15 protein-coding genes are annotated in these 19,625 nt (G+C 46.9%); 6 read left to right on the forward strand and 9 right to left on the reverse strand.

Annotation, left to right across the window (positions count from 1 at the left end; all coding sequences use genetic code 11):
• The first annotated feature begins 140 nt into the window (after positions 1-140).
• Positions 141-1,265 carry a helix-turn-helix domain-containing protein gene (locus ACPYIV_RS16165; protein WP_425884028.1) on the forward strand — a complete coding sequence of 375 codons (1,125 nt, stop codon included), beginning with the start codon at positions 141-143 and terminating at the stop codon, positions 1,263-1,265.
• Positions 1,266-1,289: 24 nt separating this feature from the next.
• Positions 1,290-2,432: an acyltransferase gene (locus tag ACPYIV_RS16170; protein ID WP_293732435.1), complete on the forward strand. Its 1,143-nt coding sequence runs from the start codon at positions 1,290-1,292 to the stop codon at positions 2,430-2,432.
• A 317-nt stretch (positions 2,433-2,749) separates the two neighbouring features.
• On the opposite strand, the gene ACPYIV_RS16175 is transcribed toward ACPYIV_RS16170, so the two are convergent.
• From ACPYIV_RS16175 to ychF, 7 genes are all read right to left on the reverse strand, one after another.
• Positions 2,750-3,142: a hypothetical protein gene (locus ACPYIV_RS16175; RefSeq protein ID WP_293738730.1), complete on the reverse strand. Its 393-nt coding sequence runs from the start codon at positions 3,140-3,142 to the stop codon at positions 2,750-2,752.
• Between the two features lie 758 nt (positions 3,143-3,900).
• A complete protein-coding gene (locus tag ACPYIV_RS16180; RefSeq protein WP_299361146.1) occupies positions 3,901-4,830 on the reverse strand; it encodes a TolB family protein in 930 nt (309 codons plus the stop codon).
• Between the two features lie 39 nt (positions 4,831-4,869).
• Positions 4,870-5,532, reverse strand: a complete 663-nt coding sequence (locus ACPYIV_RS16185) for an ATP-binding cassette domain-containing protein (protein ID WP_299361144.1) — start codon at positions 5,530-5,532, stop codon at positions 4,870-4,872.
• Positions 5,499-5,828 (reverse strand): hypothetical protein, encoded by a 330-nt coding sequence (locus ACPYIV_RS16190; protein WP_293732431.1) that lies wholly within the window; start codon positions 5,826-5,828, stop codon positions 5,499-5,501. The genes ACPYIV_RS16185 and ACPYIV_RS16190 overlap by 34 nt, the downstream gene beginning before the upstream one ends.
• Positions 5,825-6,298, reverse strand: a complete 474-nt coding sequence (locus ACPYIV_RS16195) for a hypothetical protein (RefSeq protein WP_293732430.1) — start codon at positions 6,296-6,298, stop codon at positions 5,825-5,827. Before ACPYIV_RS16195 ends, ACPYIV_RS16190 begins: the two co-directional genes overlap by 4 nt.
• Positions 6,299-6,489: 191 nt before the next feature.
• Complete coding sequence (locus tag ACPYIV_RS16200) at positions 6,490-7,902, reverse strand: DUF1080 domain-containing protein (protein WP_293732429.1); 1,413 nt, start codon at positions 7,900-7,902, stop codon at positions 6,490-6,492.
• A gap of 20 nt (positions 7,903-7,922) precedes the next feature.
• The gene (gene ychF, locus ACPYIV_RS16205) at positions 7,923-9,026 is read right to left on the reverse strand and encodes a redox-regulated ATPase YchF (protein WP_293732428.1); all 1,104 of its coding nucleotides are present in this window, start codon (positions 9,024-9,026) and stop codon (positions 7,923-7,925) included.
• Positions 9,027-9,161: 135 nt separating this feature from the next.
• Between ychF and ACPYIV_RS16210 the strand changes: the two genes are divergently transcribed.
• Entirely contained in the window at positions 9,162-12,278 is a 3,117-nt protein-coding gene (locus ACPYIV_RS16210; RefSeq protein WP_425884032.1) for a glycoside hydrolase family 2 TIM barrel-domain containing protein, read from the forward strand.
• A 95-nt stretch (positions 12,279-12,373) separates the two neighbouring features.
• Here ACPYIV_RS16210 and ACPYIV_RS16215 read toward each other — a convergent pair whose 3' ends face one another.
• A complete protein-coding gene (locus tag ACPYIV_RS16215) occupies positions 12,374-13,045 on the reverse strand; it encodes a hypothetical protein (RefSeq protein ID WP_293732426.1) in 672 nt (223 codons plus the stop codon).
• A 284-nt stretch (positions 13,046-13,329) separates the two neighbouring features.
• On the opposite strand from ACPYIV_RS16215, the gene ACPYIV_RS16220 reads away from it, so the two are divergent.
• Complete coding sequence (locus ACPYIV_RS16220; RefSeq protein ID WP_290092606.1) at positions 13,330-14,328, forward strand: IS110 family transposase; 999 nt, start codon at positions 13,330-13,332, stop codon at positions 14,326-14,328.
• Positions 14,329-14,682: 354 nt separating this feature from the next.
• Here the strand turns inward: ACPYIV_RS16220 and polA are convergent, their stop codons facing one another.
• Complete coding sequence (gene polA, locus ACPYIV_RS16225; RefSeq protein WP_293732425.1) at positions 14,683-17,505, reverse strand: DNA polymerase I; 2,823 nt, start codon at positions 17,503-17,505, stop codon at positions 14,683-14,685.
• Between the two features lie 99 nt (positions 17,506-17,604).
• Between polA and ACPYIV_RS16230 the strand changes: the two genes are divergently transcribed.
• Entirely contained in the window at positions 17,605-18,579 is a 975-nt protein-coding gene (locus ACPYIV_RS16230) for a polyprenyl synthetase family protein (protein WP_293732424.1), read from the forward strand.
• 23 nt (positions 18,580-18,602) lie between these two features.
• Entirely contained in the window at positions 18,603-19,220 is a 618-nt protein-coding gene (locus tag ACPYIV_RS16235) for a porin family protein (RefSeq protein WP_425884035.1), read from the forward strand.
• Positions 19,221-19,625: the final 405 nt, after the last annotated feature.

Raw genomic sequence — 19,625 nt, forward strand, 5'->3', positions numbered from 1 at the left:
GGGTGCATTCGGTATAAAACCACGATGAAATCGTATAAAACCGCAGGGTGCAAATTGTCTACAGGCATCAAATTGTCTACTGATGGTTCAAATCAACTATTTAATGCTCCAATTTGTTTACTTGATACGAGGGATCTATTATGTTGGACAAAATTCAGTTTTTATTGAGCTTACAGATTATAGGGTTCTGTGTTTTCGGCGGAACTACCCTGCTACTCCGTGCCGATGATAACCGGGCGAAAAAGATATTGGGGTGGGGAATGTATTTGTGGGCTTTCCTGGCAATCGTGAGGTTGTCCGTCAACCTCTATTTGCATGAGCCGAAAGAAGCTTTTCATCCGGATATTCTGATTATGGGTGCGTTGGTGACGGCTACGCTTGCCTGTTATGTGATTGAAGTATTGCGCCCCGGCTATCTTACCTGCAAACGTTTCTTTCTATTTATCAGTCCGGTTATTTTCGGTGGGCTGGCTTACCTGACGTATCGTCTGTCGGGGGGTGAAATACATACCTACTATTCGATGCGGGAAGTTTTCGAATACTTTAATATGGATGTCTTGCTCCGTATGACGGTCTTCGTGCTGACCTTGTTTTATATGGTACTGCCCGTCTATCTGATAGCACGGTACAGCAAAGATTTCAATGTTTTCCTGGCCGAGAATGTATCCGATCCCGAAGAATATGATTTGGAATGGTTAAAGAAAACCATGATAATTTTAATCGTCTTGTATGGCTTCTACCTTGTTTTATTGCTGACCAATACGCCTTTGATGTATGTGATCGACAAGACGGTCCTGCTGTTTGCCTGGTATTATTTCTTTTATAAGGCGCTGTTCCTGAAGGTGGTCGTACTGGAACATTCTTTTGAAAGCGGATGGGATCTGCCCTATCAGGAAGAGGAGGATGGCAATGATGATGACGAACACCGGATTCTCAGCAAACGCTATGCGGAGGAGGTGGATGCATGGTTTGAAAGAGAAAAACCGTATCTTCGCGATGATTTACGCCTGACGGACTTGCAACGGGTCTTCCCTATCAGCCGTTCTTACCTTTCCCAACTGTTTAACCGGGAGCTGGGACAATCGTTTTCCGATTATGTCAACCAGTTCCGGATCGAGGAAAGCAAACGCCTGATGGATGCCGAACCGAATGCCAGCATACAGGAGGTTGCCGAACGTTCCGGATTCCATTCGATCAGTACGTTCCGGCGGGCTTTCCAGAAATGCACGGGCACGATTCCGTCGGAGTATAAGAATAGCAAGTAAACACATAACGATCTTTATTCTGCCATGAACACTGTTCAAACTACCACTGCCAGGCCGCATATCGTCTGGCTGGATGTCCTTCGTCTTGTCGCAATCCTGATGGTGATTGCCATTCATTGCACCGACCCGTTCAACGCTTCGCCCGAGTCGCGTGCCGATCCGGAGTTTAATTTCTGGGGTTCCATCTACGGCTCCATGCTGCGTGCCAGTGTGCCGTTGTTTGTGATGATGACCGGATTTCTTTTGCTGCCTGTCAGGCAGGAGGCTTCCGTCTTTTATAAGAAACGCATTCCGCGTGTGCTATTCCCCTTCCTGATTTGGTCTGTCCTGTTCGATCTGGCGCCCTGGTTTATCCAGTGGGTGGGAGGAAGCCCGGAGTTGGTGACGGACTTTTTCCCCTGGGAACCTAACCCTTCGGCTTCGTTTACGGAAGCGTTGAAGACCATTGCCTTGATACCTGTAACCTTTACGGTTTATGCGACGCCGATGTGGTATATCTATGTGCTGATCGGGCTTTATCTGTATATGCCGGTCTTCTCCGCCTGGGTGGAAAAGGCATCGGACAAGGCGAAGCGTATGTTTCTGGCACTGTGGTTCGTTTCGTTGTTCATCCCTTATCTGACGGAGTTTGTCTCGCGTTATCAGTTCGGAACCTGCTCGTGGAATTCATTCGGGCTGTTTTACTATTTTGCCGGTTTCAACGGGTATTTGCTTTTGGGGCATTATCTGGGAAAAGGGACCGGCTGGTCGCTCGGCAAGACTTTTTCGGTGACGGTTCCGCTGTTTCTGGCAGGCTATTTTATTACATTGGCCGGCTTTCGCTATATGACATCCGATCCGAATGTGAGCGAAGAGGGGATGGAGTTGTTCTTTACTTATTGTTCGCCTAACGCGTTATTGATGACGGCAGCCGTTTTCCTATTGGTACAGAAGGTACGGATCGCTTCGCCTGTCATTTGCCGTGCCCTTGCCAATTTGACTAAATGCGGCTTCGGCTTGTATTGCGTGCATTATTTCTTTGTCGGCCCTTCCTATATGTTTGCGCAATGGATCGGGACGCCCATCCCGGCACTTGTCCCTGTCTCTACCGTCCTGACTTTTGTCTGCGCCTGGTCGTTTACCTATCTGGTAAGCAAGTTGCCGCATGCGAAGTATATTATCGGGTAAGGCGGTTGTTCTTGTACGGCTGTTTGTGCAAATGATGTTAAATAGGTGTCTGAAGTGAGCAACATATCTATATTAGCTCTACTTTTGTGTTGTAAAACATAATTCTGCGGTTAAGAAGCAGAGCCGTTTTGTACAAGTCGTTTTAAACAAAAAGAGAGAAGCTATGAAGAAGGTTTTTAGAAAATGCCTCAGATACCTTGAAATATTAGGTGAATATGGAATGCAGAAATATGGTGTGAAATAATAAGAGGTAAATGTGTGTCTGATAAGGAATGTCGATTTGACATTCCTTTTTTATTTCTTGAGGATAGCGCACATCAATACAATAGTAATTCTCTTAATGCCCAAAAACGCAGTTGTATTTCCATTAAGATAAGGTGGAAAAACTCTTGCCGGTAAACAGATATCTGTTTACGGGTGGAACTGTGGCGGGAAAGCATGCAAATCTTACCGTTGAAGAGGAAAAGCATCAGCACGCCGTTCCGGCAAACCGAAATACAGGCTACCTGGTCCGAATCGATCGATACGGATGTATCTTTGGAGGAAAGGGGCGGAAGGATAATGCCATGGTCCGTAAGTTCTATCCTGTGAATTGCCATGTAAGGGCGAAGTTCCCAGAAGAGATCGGCCGTATGGATAGGAGCCATATTCCTTTCCAAAAGAGCATTTATCTGCCGTTTGAGCTTTGTAATCATAAAAAGATCCTTCATTTTATCGGGCTTTTTCACATTCAACAGTTCCCGATTGAACGTATTATAAAAAAGAAGCGTGAGAACTGTTGATATACCAATCTGAGGCTCTGGACGGCCCTCGCAGTGATATACACAACAGCACCACGCCCTTTATTTGAAATACACAAACATGATTGCATCACATTTGTAATGTGTATACACAAATAGAAGGACGTTGACGTCGTGTCTATTCACTACGATGAAATGGTCCAGATTCCAGATTGAATAGTATCTTTAAACGCCTACGTTTTCAAAAACAAAAATACTGGCAACGCTTTGCCATCTATATACGAAACAAATATAGGAATATTTTAGAATAATTGTATGATCGGTTTATTTTAATCTTGAGCAACCATATCAAAATCTCATTTTGGAACCGGTCCCTTCGGTATGACTTGCTGTGAACCCCCGGAGGACGGCTGCATGAATGGGCGCGGAGACGCTTGTCTTCCAAAATTCATTTTGCTTCACAGAATTCACAGCAACTGGCATATATTCAGCAAGTTGCAGCGATGTGAAGGTGAATGCTATAAAAATAAAAGGCTTTAATAAAGATGTATAGATAGGCTGGGAGCCATAAAATATAGTCCTAAGGCTATAAAATATACCCTTAAGGCTATCCGTGAAAAGGTGCCGACCTTTTCCGGGAAAAGCATGCACCTTTTGCCGGAAAAGCATGCACCTTTTGCCGGTAAATCATCATTTATCAGGATACAGCCGGAGTTGCGTAACACCTTTCATTCGGACGAAGGGGAAGGAGAGGAGAGGCGGTAGCTGACAAATGCGATGCGTTTGCTATCCGGTGCCCAGGAATTGACATTGATCGTTCCCTGTCCGCCGAATAGTTTGACCAACGTTTTCGGTTCTCCTCCCGTGGCAGGCATCAGCCTAAGCTCTACGTTTTTATTGGGCAGGTGCTGCCCCGGCTCCAAATCTCCTTTGTGGTAGGTGATGTAAATGACCGATTTGCCGTCGGGCGAGATATGCGGGAACCAGGAGTTACGGCTTTCGTCGAAGGTCATCTGGGTTTGTTCGGAGCCGTCTTTTTTCATTCTCCATACCTGCATCAGGCCGGTGCGTACGGAATTGAACCAGATATATTCTCCGCAGGGCGAATATTCGGGGCCATCGTCCAGCCCTTCGGCTGTCGTCAGGCGGGTTTCTTCTCCTCCTTCAACTGGAATGACATAGATGTCATAATTGCCTTTCCGTTCGGCACAATAGGCGAGTTGCCGTCCGTCCGGGCTCCATCCGTGGAGGTAACTGGGAGCCATCGGGGTGATCAGGCGGGGTGTTCCTCCCTGCATCGGAAGCGTGTAGACACGTGATTTGCCGTCTTCTTTTGTCCCGTGGCTGATGGCGATCTGCTTGCCGTCGGCAGCTATGACATGGTCGTTGTTACATCGGGCGGCAAAACCGGTGTTTATCATTTTCGGTTCGCCGGTCGAATCGGGTGAGATTTTGTACAGTCTGCCTCCGCTGTTATACACGAGCCACTGGCCGTCGGGCGTCCAGTTGGGGGCTTCGACACGGTAAGGGAATTCTTTGACTACGGTGCGCTGGCCGTTTGTTACGTCCAGCACTTCCAGTATGCTGGTCACGCCGTTTTGTTGGGCGGATGCGAGCGACGTGAAAGCCGCTAAAAGAATCATACAACAGGTTTTCATGATGATTGAGAATTAATAGAACGCTGAAAGGTACTAAAATTAACCGGGCTGGTAATAACCGTAGGGGATTAATTCTTCTTTTTCCTTGATCTCTTTCAGGTAGCATTGGTCGAGAAGCAGGATGCGGTTTACGATTTTGTGTACTTCCCTGAAGTTATGGTCTGTCAGGATAATGCCTCTTGTCCGGGCGCTTTCGGCGATGTGCATCCGTATTTCTTCCGCTGCAACGGGGGAGAGGCCGTTGAACGGTTCGTCCAACAGAAGATAGGCTGCTTTGCTGTAGAGGATAAGTTTTATCTCCAAATAACGCAGTTCGCCTCCCGAAAGATGGGCGATCTTGTTGTTGCGGACTTTGAACAGGAACCGGTCGCCAAGGAATTGCTTATATTGCTCCTTTGGAATATAGAGTTCGACCGCTTGCGCGATGGTGAGATTGGGCGGGATAAAGTCGTGCTGGGGCAGATAAGCCACCATCCCCGTACGGTAGGCTGCTCCTTTGATCACTTTCCCGTTTATGCGGATAAAGCTCCTGTCGCCTTTCAACGTCCCGAAAATAATGTTCAGCAGAGTCGATTTCCCGCTTCCGTTATGTCCGAACAGGGCGATGATATCTCCCGGACGGCAACAGAGGTAGACGTCCGACAGGACAGTTTTCTCTTTAAACGCTTTTACGACGCTATCGACTTCCAGACAAGTGCACATAACCGGATGATTTGATTAAAGACCAGACATAATGATACGAAAATCACAAACGTGGCGACCAAAAGTTCTACCTTGCTGATGCCTTTGTTATAGAAAAAGAAGTATTTCTCCTTATATGATATTTCTTTATAAAGCAAATCCATCCCTAACCCGAACGTAGGAATGAACAGCAATGCGCTACCGACAAAATCTCTTGAATGGAGGATGGAAGCCACGAAAGCAAGTGCCACTCCGATGATGATGCTGGTCAGCAGCGTGGTGCGAAAGAAGGCGAGGTAGAGGCGGATGCGGGTCATAGGGGGAACATTATTACATCATGAGGTTTGCCGTATTTGTCGATAGTTGCAGTAATCATCGTCATCTTTGCATCTTTGGAATCCCAGTCCTTATATTTGTTATTGGTTCGAAAATAACTTTCCCAGTTTTCCAGATAGGCTGTGTAGTAAGGCATTTCCGGTTTTTCTTGCTTGGGGGTTTCTTTAATACTCGCTTTGTTATCTTGTTTGCTGGATTCTGTTTTCTCAGATGCCGGTTCCTTTTGCTTTATTGGCTGCATTTCTACTTGCTCAGAAGAAGTATTTAATGCAATGTCTCCTGCATCCGGTTGGCTGACCGGCAGATCGAGCGTGTCTTTTACCCGGTCGAGATGCAGGGTGGTGACAATGGGGCAGTCGTCTAAGGATCGCCCGCCGGCTGTTTTGTTTCCGGAACAGGCTCCAAATAAGAAGATAGCGATGAAGAACGGTGTGATGTAATGTGTTTTCATAAGCCGGCTGTTTGACTGTTTATATTATGAATAAGAACTCCGTAGCAAATATAAGGTATTATATAATATATTATTACTAATATTTCGTAAAAAGTGATGGTGAGGAGAAAAGAGAAGTATCTATAAAGCAACAGTACGCTGTCGATGGTAACCGACAGCGTACTGTGAAAGATATTATTTGTAAATATGATTTACCATTTATTATACAGCACCACCTCACGGGAGCCGCGTACACTCATGGTCGGGAACCAGATATCTTCTGCTGTCAGGCCGCATGCTTCAACGGCTTGCAGGCAATATTCCAGTCTGCCGAAATCAGCGTCTGCATTATTCGTTCCGAAGGTGAATTTGATTCCGCGTTCTTTTGCTTTGCGGATGATTTCCATGCTGGGGATCTTGTAACGTGCGTTGATTTCGAGTGCGATGTTGTATTTTTCCAATACATCCAGGACGCGGTCGATACGTTCGTCGGTCCAGTATTTGGCATATTCGGCATTCAGCTCTTCGGGCAGGAAGGTCGGATTGGCATAGATGTCGGCCGGCTCGTTGGTAAGGATCTTGACGGTCTGGTCCACCAGGTGATCCATGTATTGTTCTTTTGTGACACCGTCGTAGTGCACTTCTTCGGGGCGGTATATCCTTGACAGGCGGCCTTTATGGTCTACTATGGTCATGCCGTCGGTAAAGAGATAGTCGAATACGCCTAAAGCCTCCTGCGAGAAGGTGGCTGTCCATTTACGGCCTTCGCCTTGTACGCCGCGCAGGAAAGGCATGTCTTTTACTTCGTTGTAATATTCGTACACTTCCTTGTCGTCGGCAAGCATACGGCCTACGCCTCCTTCACCGGCATTGGGAGCTACGCCGTAGTTGATGCCATAGTTCATCGACATGGCGTGTGCCATCTCTTTCGTCAGGCCGCCTTTCAAATGTACGTGGTAGTCTATCACGGGGAAGTTTTGCTGTTGGAAACGGATCACGGCATCGTGTTGTTCGTCTATCTGCGGCATTGTGTCCGCTTCATTGACCGCGTCTTTTTTCAGGCGTGTCATGTTGAGGTTACGGAAGGTCACGTCGCCGTTTATGCCTTTTAGCGCGATAGAACCCCGGCCGAGAAGACGTCCGGCATATTCTTTCGTACGATAGGGCTGTCCGGGTTCGGTATAGCATACTACAACAGTATCGTTTATGGCAACCGATATGTTATGTCCGCGTACGGCAATTTCGAAGTCGAACCATTTCCCGTCTTGCGCCAGGGAACGGTAGAGGTTACGCACGGATGTGAGGCTGCCGCTTTTGCGTGTGCCGTCGATGGCTCCGTTCCGGAATGCCACCTCGTAGCCTGATTTCCCGTCGGTATGGAACAGCAAGGCCGCTTCCGCATCGTCACCGGTGAGGGCCTGTCCGGTGAGTATGAAGTTTTCATATTCTCCTTCGGCGAACCAAGTCGATCCGGCGGTTACGGTTATTTCATTACCGTCGGCAGTCCCCATTTCGGGGCTGCTGAAGCGGTTTAACGGTTCTGCCACGTTGTATCGTACGCAGCCGGTAAATCCTAAGATACTTATCAAGGCTGCTATGAATGCTGTGCTGGTTTTACTGATCATAATGTATTTTGTTTTATTAATTATACATTGAAGCGGAAATGCATGATATCGCCGTCCTGAACGATATATTCTTTTCCTTCGACGCTCATTTTTCCGGCTTCCTTCACGGCTGATTCCGATCCGTAGGAGATATAATCCTCGTATTTGATGACTTCGGCACGGATAAAACCTTTCTCGAAGTCGGTATGGATCACACCGGCACATTGAGGAGCTTTCCAGCCTTTATGGAAGGTCCAGGCGCGGCATTCGTCGGGACCGGCTGTCAGGAATGTTTGCAGGTTCAGGAGCTTGTAAGCGGATTTGATCAGGCGGGCAACGCCGGATTCTTCCAAACCGATCTCCTGCAAGAACATCTGGCGTTCTTCGTAGGTGTCGAACTCGGCTATTTCGCTTTCGATCTTGGCGGCAACGATCAGGATTTCGGCGTCCTCGTCTTTTACGGCTTCGCGGACTGCATCCACGTATTTATTTCCGTTGACAGCGCTGGCTTCGTCTACGTTGCAGACATACATCACCGGTTTGTCGGTCAACAGGAACAGATCGTGTGCGATCTTCTGTTCGTCTTTCGTGTCGAAAGAAACGGTGCGGGCACTTTTACCCTGTTCCAATGCTTCCTTGTATTTGCAAAGCACTTCGTAAGCGATTTTAGCCTGCTTGTCGCCGCCTGTCTGAGCCTGTTTCTGCACTTTGGCGATACGGCTGTCGATGGTTTCCAGGTCTTTGATCTGCAACTCGGTGTCGATGATTTCTTTGTCGCGCACCGGGTCGACACGGCCGTCCACATGCACGATATTGTCATCGTCGAAGCAACGCAATACATGCAGGATTGCATCTGTCTCGCGGATATTGGCGAGGAATTTGTTTCCCAGACCTTCCCCTTTGCTGGCGCCTTTTACGAGGCCGGCGATGTCTACGATTTCCACCGTAGTAGGGATAACACGTTGGGGATGTTCGATCTCTGCCAGCTTGTTCAGACGTTCGTCCGGTACGGTAATGACGCCGACATTTGGTTCGATCGTACAGAACGGGAAGTTAGCAGACTGTGCTTTTGCATTCGATAAGCAATTGAAAAGAGTAGACTTTCCTACGTTGGGAAGTCCTACGATGCCACATTGTAAAGCCATTCTATTTTGTTGTTATGATTGATTCAAACTTTGTTTTCAGTCTGCAAAGATAAGGATTCTTTTGTATTTATGTTGCCGGATAGCGGGCGAACCGAATATTTTGCTTATGTTTGTGTACCCTTTAATTAATTTATTATGAACAAAAAACTTAAAGCTCTTCTTTGTGTTTTGTCATGTTCTCTTATGACGACCTATGCACAACAAAAGCCGGAATGGATGAATCCGGAAGTGAATGCTGTCAACCGTGCTTCGATGCACGCGCATTATTTCGCCTATGAAACGGAAGATGCGGCCCTGCAGGGCGAGCGGCAAAAGTCCTCCAACTTTATGTCGATCGACGGAACTTGGAAATTCAACTGGGTGAGGAATGCCGATCAACGGCCGCTCGACTTCTATAAAGTTGATTTTAACGACAAGGGATGGGACCATTTCTCTGTCCCCGGCTTGTGGGAGATGAACGGCTATGGTGATCCGCTGTATATCGAAAGCGGGTATGCCTGGTGTTATCAGTTCGAGAGTGATCCGCCTTATGTGCCGGTCGAAAACAATCATGTCGGCTCATACCGTCGGGAGATCGAACTGCCTGCCGGCTGGAAGGGGAAAGAGGTTTTTGCTCATTTCGGTTCCGTCACGTCCAATATGTATCTGTGGGTAAATGGCAAATATGTCGGATATAGTGAAGACAGCAAGCTGGAAGCGGAGTTCAATCTGACTAAATACCTAAAACCGGGTAAGAACCTGATTGCTTTCCAGGTATTCCGCTGGTGTGACGGAACTTATCTGGAAGACCAGGATTTCGTACGTCTCTCCGGAGTAGCCCGCAACTGCTACCTCTATGCCCGTAATCCGAAATACATCGAAGATATACGGATCACGCCGGATCTGGATGAGCACTATAAAAACGGCACGGTCCGGGTGGATCTGAACCTGAAAGGAAGTGCCGTCGTGGACCTGAAATTGGCGGATGCCGAAGGTAATGTGATTGCCTCCGAAGAGTTGAAGGGCAGCGGTAAACTGAATGCCTCTTTTGCTATCAAAGATGCCCGGAAATGGTCTGCCGAGACACCCTATCTGTACACGTTGACCGCTACCCTGAAAGAAGGAAACCGGGTACTTGAAGTGATCCCGCAGAAGGTCGGCATCCGGAAAGTCGAATTGCGCAATAACCAGGTTTGGGTGAACGGTTCGCCGGTTTTGATCAAAGGTGTGAACCGCCATGAGATCGATCCGGACAGAGGCTATTGGGTGACACCCGAACGGATGCTTCAGGATATCCGGATTATGAAAGAAAATAATATCAATGCCGTTCGTACCTGCCACTATCCGGATGATAACCTGTGGTACGATTTATGCGACGAATACGGTCTGTATATGGTTGCCGAAGCCAATGTGGAATCGCATGGTATGGGGTACGGCGACAAGACGCTGGCCAAGAATCCGATATTCAAGAAAGCTCACTTGGAGAGAAACGAACGGAACGTGCAGCGCAACTTCAACCATCCGTCCATTATCTTCTGGTCATTGGGAAATGAAGCCGGTTTCGGTCCTAACTTTGAAGCCTGCTACCATTGGGTGAAAGCCGAAGATCCGTCACGTGCCGTACAATATGAACAGGCGGAAGAGAATGAGTTTACCGATATCTATTGCCCGATGTATATCCCGTTCGACAGTTGTCTGAAACACCTGCGCGGTAATTACGGCAAACCGCTTATCCAGTGCGAATATGCGCATGCAATGGGCAATTCGGAAGGTGGTTTCAAGGAGTACTGGGATCTGATCCGGAAGGAACCGGAATATCAGGGTGGTTTTATCTGGGATTTCGTCGACCAGTCTCCCCGTATGTTTACAAAAGAGGGCGTACAGTATTTCGGTTATGGAGGCGACTTCAATAAATACGATGCTTCGGGGCAGAACTTCCTCGATAACGGCCTGATCAATCCTGATCGCCGCCTGAATCCGCATATGGATGAGGTACGCCATATCTACCAGGATATCTGGGTAACGCCGAAGGATCTCGAAAAAGGTGAAATCTCCGTTTATAATGAATACTTCTTCCGTGATCTGGGCGCCTATTACTTAGAATGGCAGTTGCTTGCCGACGGTGTGCCGGTGCAAAACGGTATGGTTCCCAATTTGGATGTCAAGCCGCATGAGACGAAAACAATGCATCTGGATTACGATCTTTCGCGCATTTGTAAAGACAAGGAAGTCTTGTTGAATGTGGCTTTCCGTTTGAAACAGTCCGAAACGCTCCTGCCTTCCGGTTATCCGGTAGCCAAAAACCAGCTTTCGGTCCGTCCGTATAAAGCTCCGTCTATCGACAATGCGAACTTGGTGGAGAGCAATCGGCCTGTGGTCACACCGGTCATTTCGGATAATGATATCAACTATCTGATCGTGGAAGGGGATAACTACCGTGCCGAGTTTGCAAAGAAAGACGGATTCCTGACGCTGTACACGGTGAATGGCGTTCCGATGATGAAGGATGGCGGTAAGCTGACGCCAAACTTCTGGCGTGCCCCGACCGATAATGAGATGGGCGGCAATATGCAGAAACTATATGCCGTCTGGCGTAATCCGCAGATCAAACTGGATAAGATCACCCGGAAAACTGAGAACGGCCAGGCACTGGTCGAGGCGGCTTATACCATGCCCGAAGTCTCTGCCAAGCTCTATCTGACCTATCAGATCAATAATAAAGGAGCCATGAAAGTCACTCAGAAAATGGTTGCCGATGCCTCTGCCGACGTTCCGGATATGTTCCGTTTCGGTATGCGTTTGCAGATGCCGAAGTGCATGGATCAGATCTCTTATTATGGCCGTGGCCCGATCGAGAACTATCCTGACCGCAATAACTCCACCGATCTGGGAAGATACAAACAGACGGTTGCCGAACAATTCTACCCCTATATCCGTCCGCAGGAAACAGGTACGAAGAGCGATATCCGCTGGTGGAAACAGCAGACGGTAGCCGGTGACGGGCTTAAGTTCTTCTCCGCTAAACCGATTTTGATGTCTGCCATGAACTATACGGTGGAAGATCTGGACGACGGGCCGGAAAAAGGCCAACGCCATTCCGAACTTGTCCCGCAGGTAGACTATACCAACGTCCTGATCGACCTGAACCAGAAAGGTCTGGGTTGCATCACCAGTTGGGGCAAACGTGCTTTGCCGCTCGAACCATACCGCATTCATTATGGTAATTACGAGTTCTCGTTTATCATGCAACCGGTGTCCGGTGATTATGAATAATTTCCGATGGTCGTAATAATAAAGCCTCATCCTTTCTGCTCGAAGCAGGGGTAGGATGAGGCTCTTCATCTAACATTCAGAAAAATTTGAGTATTTTAGTAGTCCAGTATGGCTCTGACCTGCCGCTTTTCCTTTTTGGGACATATATCGAGGTTGCTGTTTGCCATGTTGAAAGTGACCCCCAGGTCTATCACGCTGTTGTCTTTGCACCAGTATTCTTCGTCATAGAGTAAAGTTCCCCGTTGTTTGGCAAGTATCATGTTAAATTCCCGCTGCTTAGTATGCAATAAGACTAAACTGAGCATATCCGGCATATGCCAGTTGCATAATGTCCCTTCGGAAACAGATTCGCAATAGATCAGGGCATCGAAATAGTCGAATGTCTGTTCTTGTATCTCCATCACCGAGCCTTTATAGGGGAGTATGTCTGTTTCGATATCCTGATTGCAAATGTCAACACCCGTTTGTATAACCAGGCCACCGGCATAAATATCGCCGACCGTAGGCGTACGGAAGGGGGGAAGATGAATCCCTTGTGCGATCTGGTAACCTTTTTCTGGATAGAAATATATGAAATGGCTTAGGGATGTCGTAAGGCGAATGGAACGGATGTGGCTGGCTTCATCCGGGATAGCGATTGAAACACCTCGATTTTGTATCTCTATGTCCGGTGTGACGAAGTGGTACTGGTGATCTTGTCCGGATGTAAATTCGAACGCCGCCTTTTGTACGGATGCCGGAAGATTGTCTGGAAATATGAAATACATAATTATCTAATTGTTCCATCTGTCCCCCAGGATGGAAAACACTCTAAGTTTGCGTAAAGCAAGAAGCTGAGGTTAATTTATATCTTTGTTGTATGAAGAAACTAAATTAACCGACTAACGGAAGTACACTAATGGAAAACGATAGTCTTTAAAGACTAGTTATTGTAACAGACTTCCGTTAGTCAAGCAGGCAAAGACTAAATAGATTATTGATATATAATAGGATATCATTTAGAGTAGTAGCCCATTCCTGCTTTCGGTTAATCCAAAAACAATATAAAGGTATGAATAAATTATTTATCGGGATTGATTTCTCCAAGAAAAAAGTAGATGTAAGTGTGATAGAGAAAGAAAACATATCTTCAGGTGTCCACCGTGAGTTCAGTAATGATGTTGCCGGACATGAGAGTCTGTTGGCATGGCTTTGTGATAGCTATCCGCAGACAGGCAAAGATCAGATGCTCTTTTGCGGTGAGAACACGGGACTTTACAGCGTTTGTTTGAGTAACACTCTCGCGCACGAGGGTTATACACTGTGGCTGGAACATCCTTACAGGATCAAACACAGCAGCGGCATGCAACGCGGGAAAAACGATAAATTGGATTCATTGCTGATCGCACAATACGCTTGCCGTTTCGAGGATATGGCCAAGGTCTATACCCCCAATACGGAAACCATCCGGGCGCTGCACTCATTTTTCACATTCCGTGATTTATTGGTGAAAATGAAAAATGAAGCATTGGTACATGCCAAAGAACTCCATTCGGTCCTAAAAGGGAATCACGCAACAGATTACATATATCAACATAGCCTGACACAAGTGGATAACTTGAACCGTGAAATAAAAGATGTGGAAAAGGAAATAATGGATCTGATCAACAGTGAAGAGGAGATCAAAAACAATTATGAGCGTATTACATCCATCAAAGGCGTGGCTTTTGTCAACGCCCTTGCTTTGATCGTTTATACCGAAAACTTCACCTGTTTTGACGATCCGCGCAAGCTGGCCTGCTATGCGGGAGTGGTACCGTTCCAACGAACCTCCGGCTCCAGTGTCAAAAGCAATGCCAAGACAAGTGGATTTGCCAATAAAAAACTAAACACGCTACTCACCCAAGCGGCACGAACCGCTGCCATACATGATCCAATATTAAGAGAATATTACAGGCGCAAAAGAGAAGAGGGGAAGCATCATAATTTAGTTATAAACAATATTAGAAACAAACTGATACATCGAATCTGTGCATTGGTCAGGAACCAAACTTTCGACCAAACGGCTTAGATTTTTGCAATATTCTTAATTTGTTTTAAAATCTTTCCGTTTATTTGGTTGGGAACATAGATTACAATAAAAGCGTGGGAACTGCCATCTATCCAAGCAAGAGGTATCGCCAAACACCTATCCAGCAGATAGACAACAGCCCACGCCTAATGTCTATATAGTATGTATATATACAAAAAACGTGAGGCAATTGTTGTCTACTGTCCTCGCTGGATGAAAAATTGGCGATTTTCTTACTTAAGGACAATATGATAACGCTTCTGTTTTACTATGTGATATTGCAACGCTTTGCAATAAAGTCCACTACAAAGATAGTGTATAAATGATATGATTTATAAGCTTTATACTTTTTTGTTAATGTGCTTCCAACCAGTTCGCCCCTTCACCGCAGTCAGCGATCAGGGGAACTTGCAGTTTGATTGCATTTTCCATTTCATCCAACACGATTTGTTTTACTTTTTCCAGTTCGTCTTTGTAGACGTTAAAGTTCAATTCATCGTGTACCTGAAGGATCATCTTGCTCTTCAGGCCTTCGGTTTCGAAGCGGTTGAAAATACGCACCATAGCAACCTTGATGATGTCGGCGGCGCTGCCTTGGATAGGCGCGTTGATCGCGTTTCGTTCGGCATATCCCCGCACGATGGCATTGTGGGAGTTGATATCCGGCAGGAAGCGTTTGCGCTTGTAGATGGTTTCTACATATCCTTTTTCTTTCGCAACCTCGATGCTCTCGTCCATGTAGGCACGAATGTCAGGATAGGTCTTGAAATAGCCTTCGATCAGCTCTTTCGACTCTGCACGGGGGATGTTCAGCCGCTCGGCCAATCCGAATACAGAGATTCCGTAGATGATACCGAAATTGGCCGTTTTTGCTTTCCGGCGCATATCGGAAGTGACTTCTTCGACCGGAATGCCGTATATCTTGGCGGCTGTGGCAGCGTGGATGTCGGCTCCGCTACGGAAGGCCTCTATCATGTGAGTGTCTTGGCTCAGGTGCGCCATGATGCGAAGTTCGATCTGGGAATAATCGGCAGAGAAGAAGATACAGTCTTCGTTATCGGCTGTAAACGCTTTCCGGATCTCGCGTCCCAACTCGTCGCGTACCGGAATGTTCTGCAGGTTCGGATTGGTGGAACTGAGACGGCCGGTCGAAGTGACTGCCTGGTTGTAGGAAGTATGGATCTTGCCGGTCTTCCGGTTGATCAGTTCGGGCAACGCATCGATGTAAGTGCTGAGTAGCTTTTTCAGTCCGCGATATTCGAGCAACTTTCCTATGACAGGATGTTTGGAACGCATTTTTTCCAAAATCTCTTCACTCGTGCTGTAGCTGCCAGTTTTCGTCTTTCTCGCTTTCTCTTCTATCTTGAGGTGGTCGAAAAGGACTTCGCCGACCTGCCGGGCCGAATTGATGTTGAACTTTATTCCCGCCAGTTCGTAAATCTCTTTTTCCAGTTCCTTCAGGGCGATCGTCAATTCCTTCGACGATTGTTTCAGGGCGACCGTATCTAATGTGACACCCGTATACTCCATTTCTGCCAATACATATACAAGAGGCATCTCGATATCGTAAAAAAGAGATTCGAGTCCTTCTTTCTCCAAAAGGGGAGCGAAATAGTTTTTCAGCTTGAGGGTGATGTCGGCGTCTTCGGCGGCATATTCGCAAACCTGGGGAATGGGGACGTCGCGCATGGTGAGCTGTTTTCTGCCTTTCGGACCGAGCAGTTCCTCGATGCGTACCGTTTTGTATTTAAGATATGTTTCGGCCAGGTAGTCCATGCCGTGACGCAATTCGGGATTCAGAAGGTAATGGGCGATCATCGTATCGAAGAGAGGGCCGGCTATCCGGATTCCATATTTACGGACGACGAGGATGTCGAATTTTATATTCTGTCCGATCTTGAGCGACTTCCGGTTTTGCAGGGCAGGGGAGAAGTGGGCAAGAACTTTGTCCGCCTCTTCACGTGCTGCCGGAACAGGGACGTACCACGCCTCGTTTTCCTTTACGGCGAACGACATTCCGACCAAGCCGGCGTTCAAAGCGTCCACACTGTCTGTTTCCGTGTCAAAAGCAAAAAAATCCTGTTCGTTCAAAAACCGTCCTAATTCGATCCTTTTCTCCTCTGTATCAACAAGATGATAAGTGTGAGGGGTGGACTTTAAGTCCGCGAGAGTCGAATATTTTGGACCAGCCGTAGGTTCGGTCGCAAATTCTTCAAAGAGCGAGCCTTGAATCGGGCCTGCCGGAGCCGTTTTTTTCTTTGTGCCGGTTTTTGCCGGGGAAGATACGTTTTTGAACTCTGTTTTGACTTTCTCGGGTTCTCCGACTATCTTGTTAATAAATGTTCTGAATTCTAATTCAGTGTAAATCTCGACGAGACGTTCTTCGTTCATCTTTTCCCGGATGCATTTGTCGGCATCGAACTCGATGGGGACGTCCGTCTTGATTGTTGCCAGGAATTTGGAGAAGCGGATCTGTTCCATATTCTCCGTGACCTTCTTTTGAAGTGAACCTTTCAGCTTGTCGGTATTCTCCAAAAGATTCTCGACTGTTCCGAATTCGGTTAATAGTTTCTGGGCTGTCTTTTCACCGACACCCGGACATCCGGGGATATTATCGGAGGTATCGCCCATCAGTCCCAGAAGATCGATCACCTGGTCGACAGAGGTCAGGCCGTATTTGTTAAGAACTTCGGGGACGCCCATAATCTCGTAGTCACCACCGAAACGGGGACGGTACATAAATATATGTTCGGAAACCAACTGGCCGTAGTCTTTGTCGGGCGTCATCATATAAACCTCGAAGCCCTCTTTCTCGGCTTTCTTGGCAACCGTGCCGATAACATCGTCGGCCTCAAAGCGCGGTACTTCCAGGATCGGGATCTTGTAGGCTTCAATGATTTCTTTGATGATTGGGATCGACTTGCGGATATCTTCCGGCGTCTCTTGCCGTTGCGCCTTGTATAGTTCGTAGGCTTCGTGGCGGAAAGTCGGGCCTTTCGGGTCGAAAGCTACCGCTATGTGAGTCGGATTTTCACGCTTCAGGACATCTTCCAGACTATTGATAAAACCAAAGATGGCCGAAGTGTTCATACCTTTGGAGTTGATACGCGGATTCTTGATAAAGGCGTAATAGGACCGATAAATCAATGCATAGGCATCTATGAGGAATAACTTCATCGCTTTTAACACGTTTTAGTGTGACAATTGTCGGTAAATGTACGAAAAAACTCGCTTACTCGATACTTTTTGTTACTTTTGCGCATCTTAGGATCGATTATGAAGGATAGAAGTAAAATAGAACAACCGGTTGCCGTAGAGTTTAAACGTTTTAATGATGAGTTTGCTGCTTCGCTGCGAAGCGAGACGAATCGTTTGCAATCGGCTATTGACCAGATACTGAATGCGAGCGGAAAGCATATCCGCCCCTTATTGGTACTTTTAGCTGCTAAAGTTTGCGGGCAGGTGACGGATCATACGATTAATTCGGCTGTTTTGCTGGAATTGCTTCATACTGCCACACTGATCCATGATGATGTGATCGACGAGACGAAACAACGTCGCGGCGTACCTTCCCTAAATGCCATATTCGATAACCGTATTTCGGTCCTGGTGGGCGATTATGTCCTTTCCACCGCATTGATCCGTTCGATCCAGACCGGTAATCTGCAAATCATAGGTATTGTTTCCAACCTCGGCCGGGACCTGTCGGAAGGGGAGATCAAGCAACTCGAAACGGCTGAAGAAAGCATAATCGACGAAGCCTGCTATATGCAGGTGATACGGAAGAAGACGGCGATGTTGCTTTCCGCTTGTGCCGAGATCGGCTCCATCTCTGCCGGAGCATCCGGTGAAATGGTGGAAAAATGTCGTGAGTTCGGCGAATATCTGGGTTACTGCTTCCAGATCAAAGACGATATATTCGACTACTTCAAAGAGGCGAATATCGGCAAACCGACCGGCAACGATATCCGCGAAGGAAAGATTACGCTCCCCTTGCTCCACGCTTTGCAGATAGGGAGAAAAGAAGAGGTAGACCGTTATTTGTATATTATCAATAAGAAAGACTTTTCGACGGAAAATATAGATTTGCTGATTGACTTTGCAAAAGCAAATGGCGGTATCGAATATGCCGAACAGCGGATGTTGGAGTATCATGACAAGGCAGTGGAAGTCCTTCGGACGCTACCGGAATCAGAGGCTCGCGAAGGGTTGTTGCTGCTTGCCGATTATATCATTGAACGTCAGAAATAATCTTCAATGTTAACACAACATTTATGTATCGTAAATTATTTTTATTGGTGTTTACTTGCCTTTACTGTTTTACCTGTATAAAAGGACAAGGTCTTGAATTGCGTGCCGGAATGAACCTCTCTTCTTATCTTCATACAGAGGGTGCGCGTCCGAAAGTGGGTGCGAATGTCGGCGTGATGGGCGACATCCGGTTGAGCCGTTATTTTCATCTTCAACCCGGTTTGATGTTGAATGGGCGTGGTGCTTCGACGCAGGAATATGTGGGGATGAAGGGAAAGATTACCGGATATTGGCTGGATATACCTGTTTATGCATCTTTCCGCATTCCTTGTTTGGAGAATACGGCCGTTCGTGTCGGTTTCGGTCCTTATTACGGAGTCGGTCTGTTTGGAAAAACATCTGTGACAAAAGGGGACGTTTCCGTTTCAATCAATACGTTTGGGGATGTCGATCATTCGATTGTTCCGGGAGGTGAGGTCGCTGTCCGCCAGGATTTTGGAGTCGGTATAGAGGCCGGTGTCGAGCATAAGCGATATTTGGTTGTCCTGAATTATATGCAGGGTTGTACCGATAACTTAGCAGGCGAGGGAAGTAAAAACTTCCTGTTATCGCTTTCTGTCGGCTATAAATTCAGGCTTTAAGCGAAGGCATTTCACTAATATGTTTTTTGCATTTCTACTGTCACTCTATCACACTTCCTGCCGTACCCTTTGTATATCATAGTTTGCGATGTGTGATAGATGTGTTTTTTATCTATCACACATGTGTCACCCTCTATCACACTTTTCTATTGTAGATGTGATCGCAACTGAAAGAATCTTCTCCGTTGAATGCGCATAGCACCTTGGAAAAACTTCCCGAAGATACAGGGAAAGATGAATGAGCTGCTTATATAAATACAGCGACATCCGGGTGCAGAGAACCTCTCCACCCGGATGTTTGTATAGGGTAGATCCGGGTGTAGCGGGAGGGAACATCCGGATCTACCAGGATTTCTGTCGTTATCTTTTGAAGAAAAGACTATGGGGTTGTGAGAAATTCCCCGT

Origin of the sequence: Parabacteroides vesiculifaciens (genome assembly GCF_049860805.1) — a bacterium.
Lineage (GTDB): Bacteria > Bacteroidota > Bacteroidia > Bacteroidales > Tannerellaceae > Parabacteroides.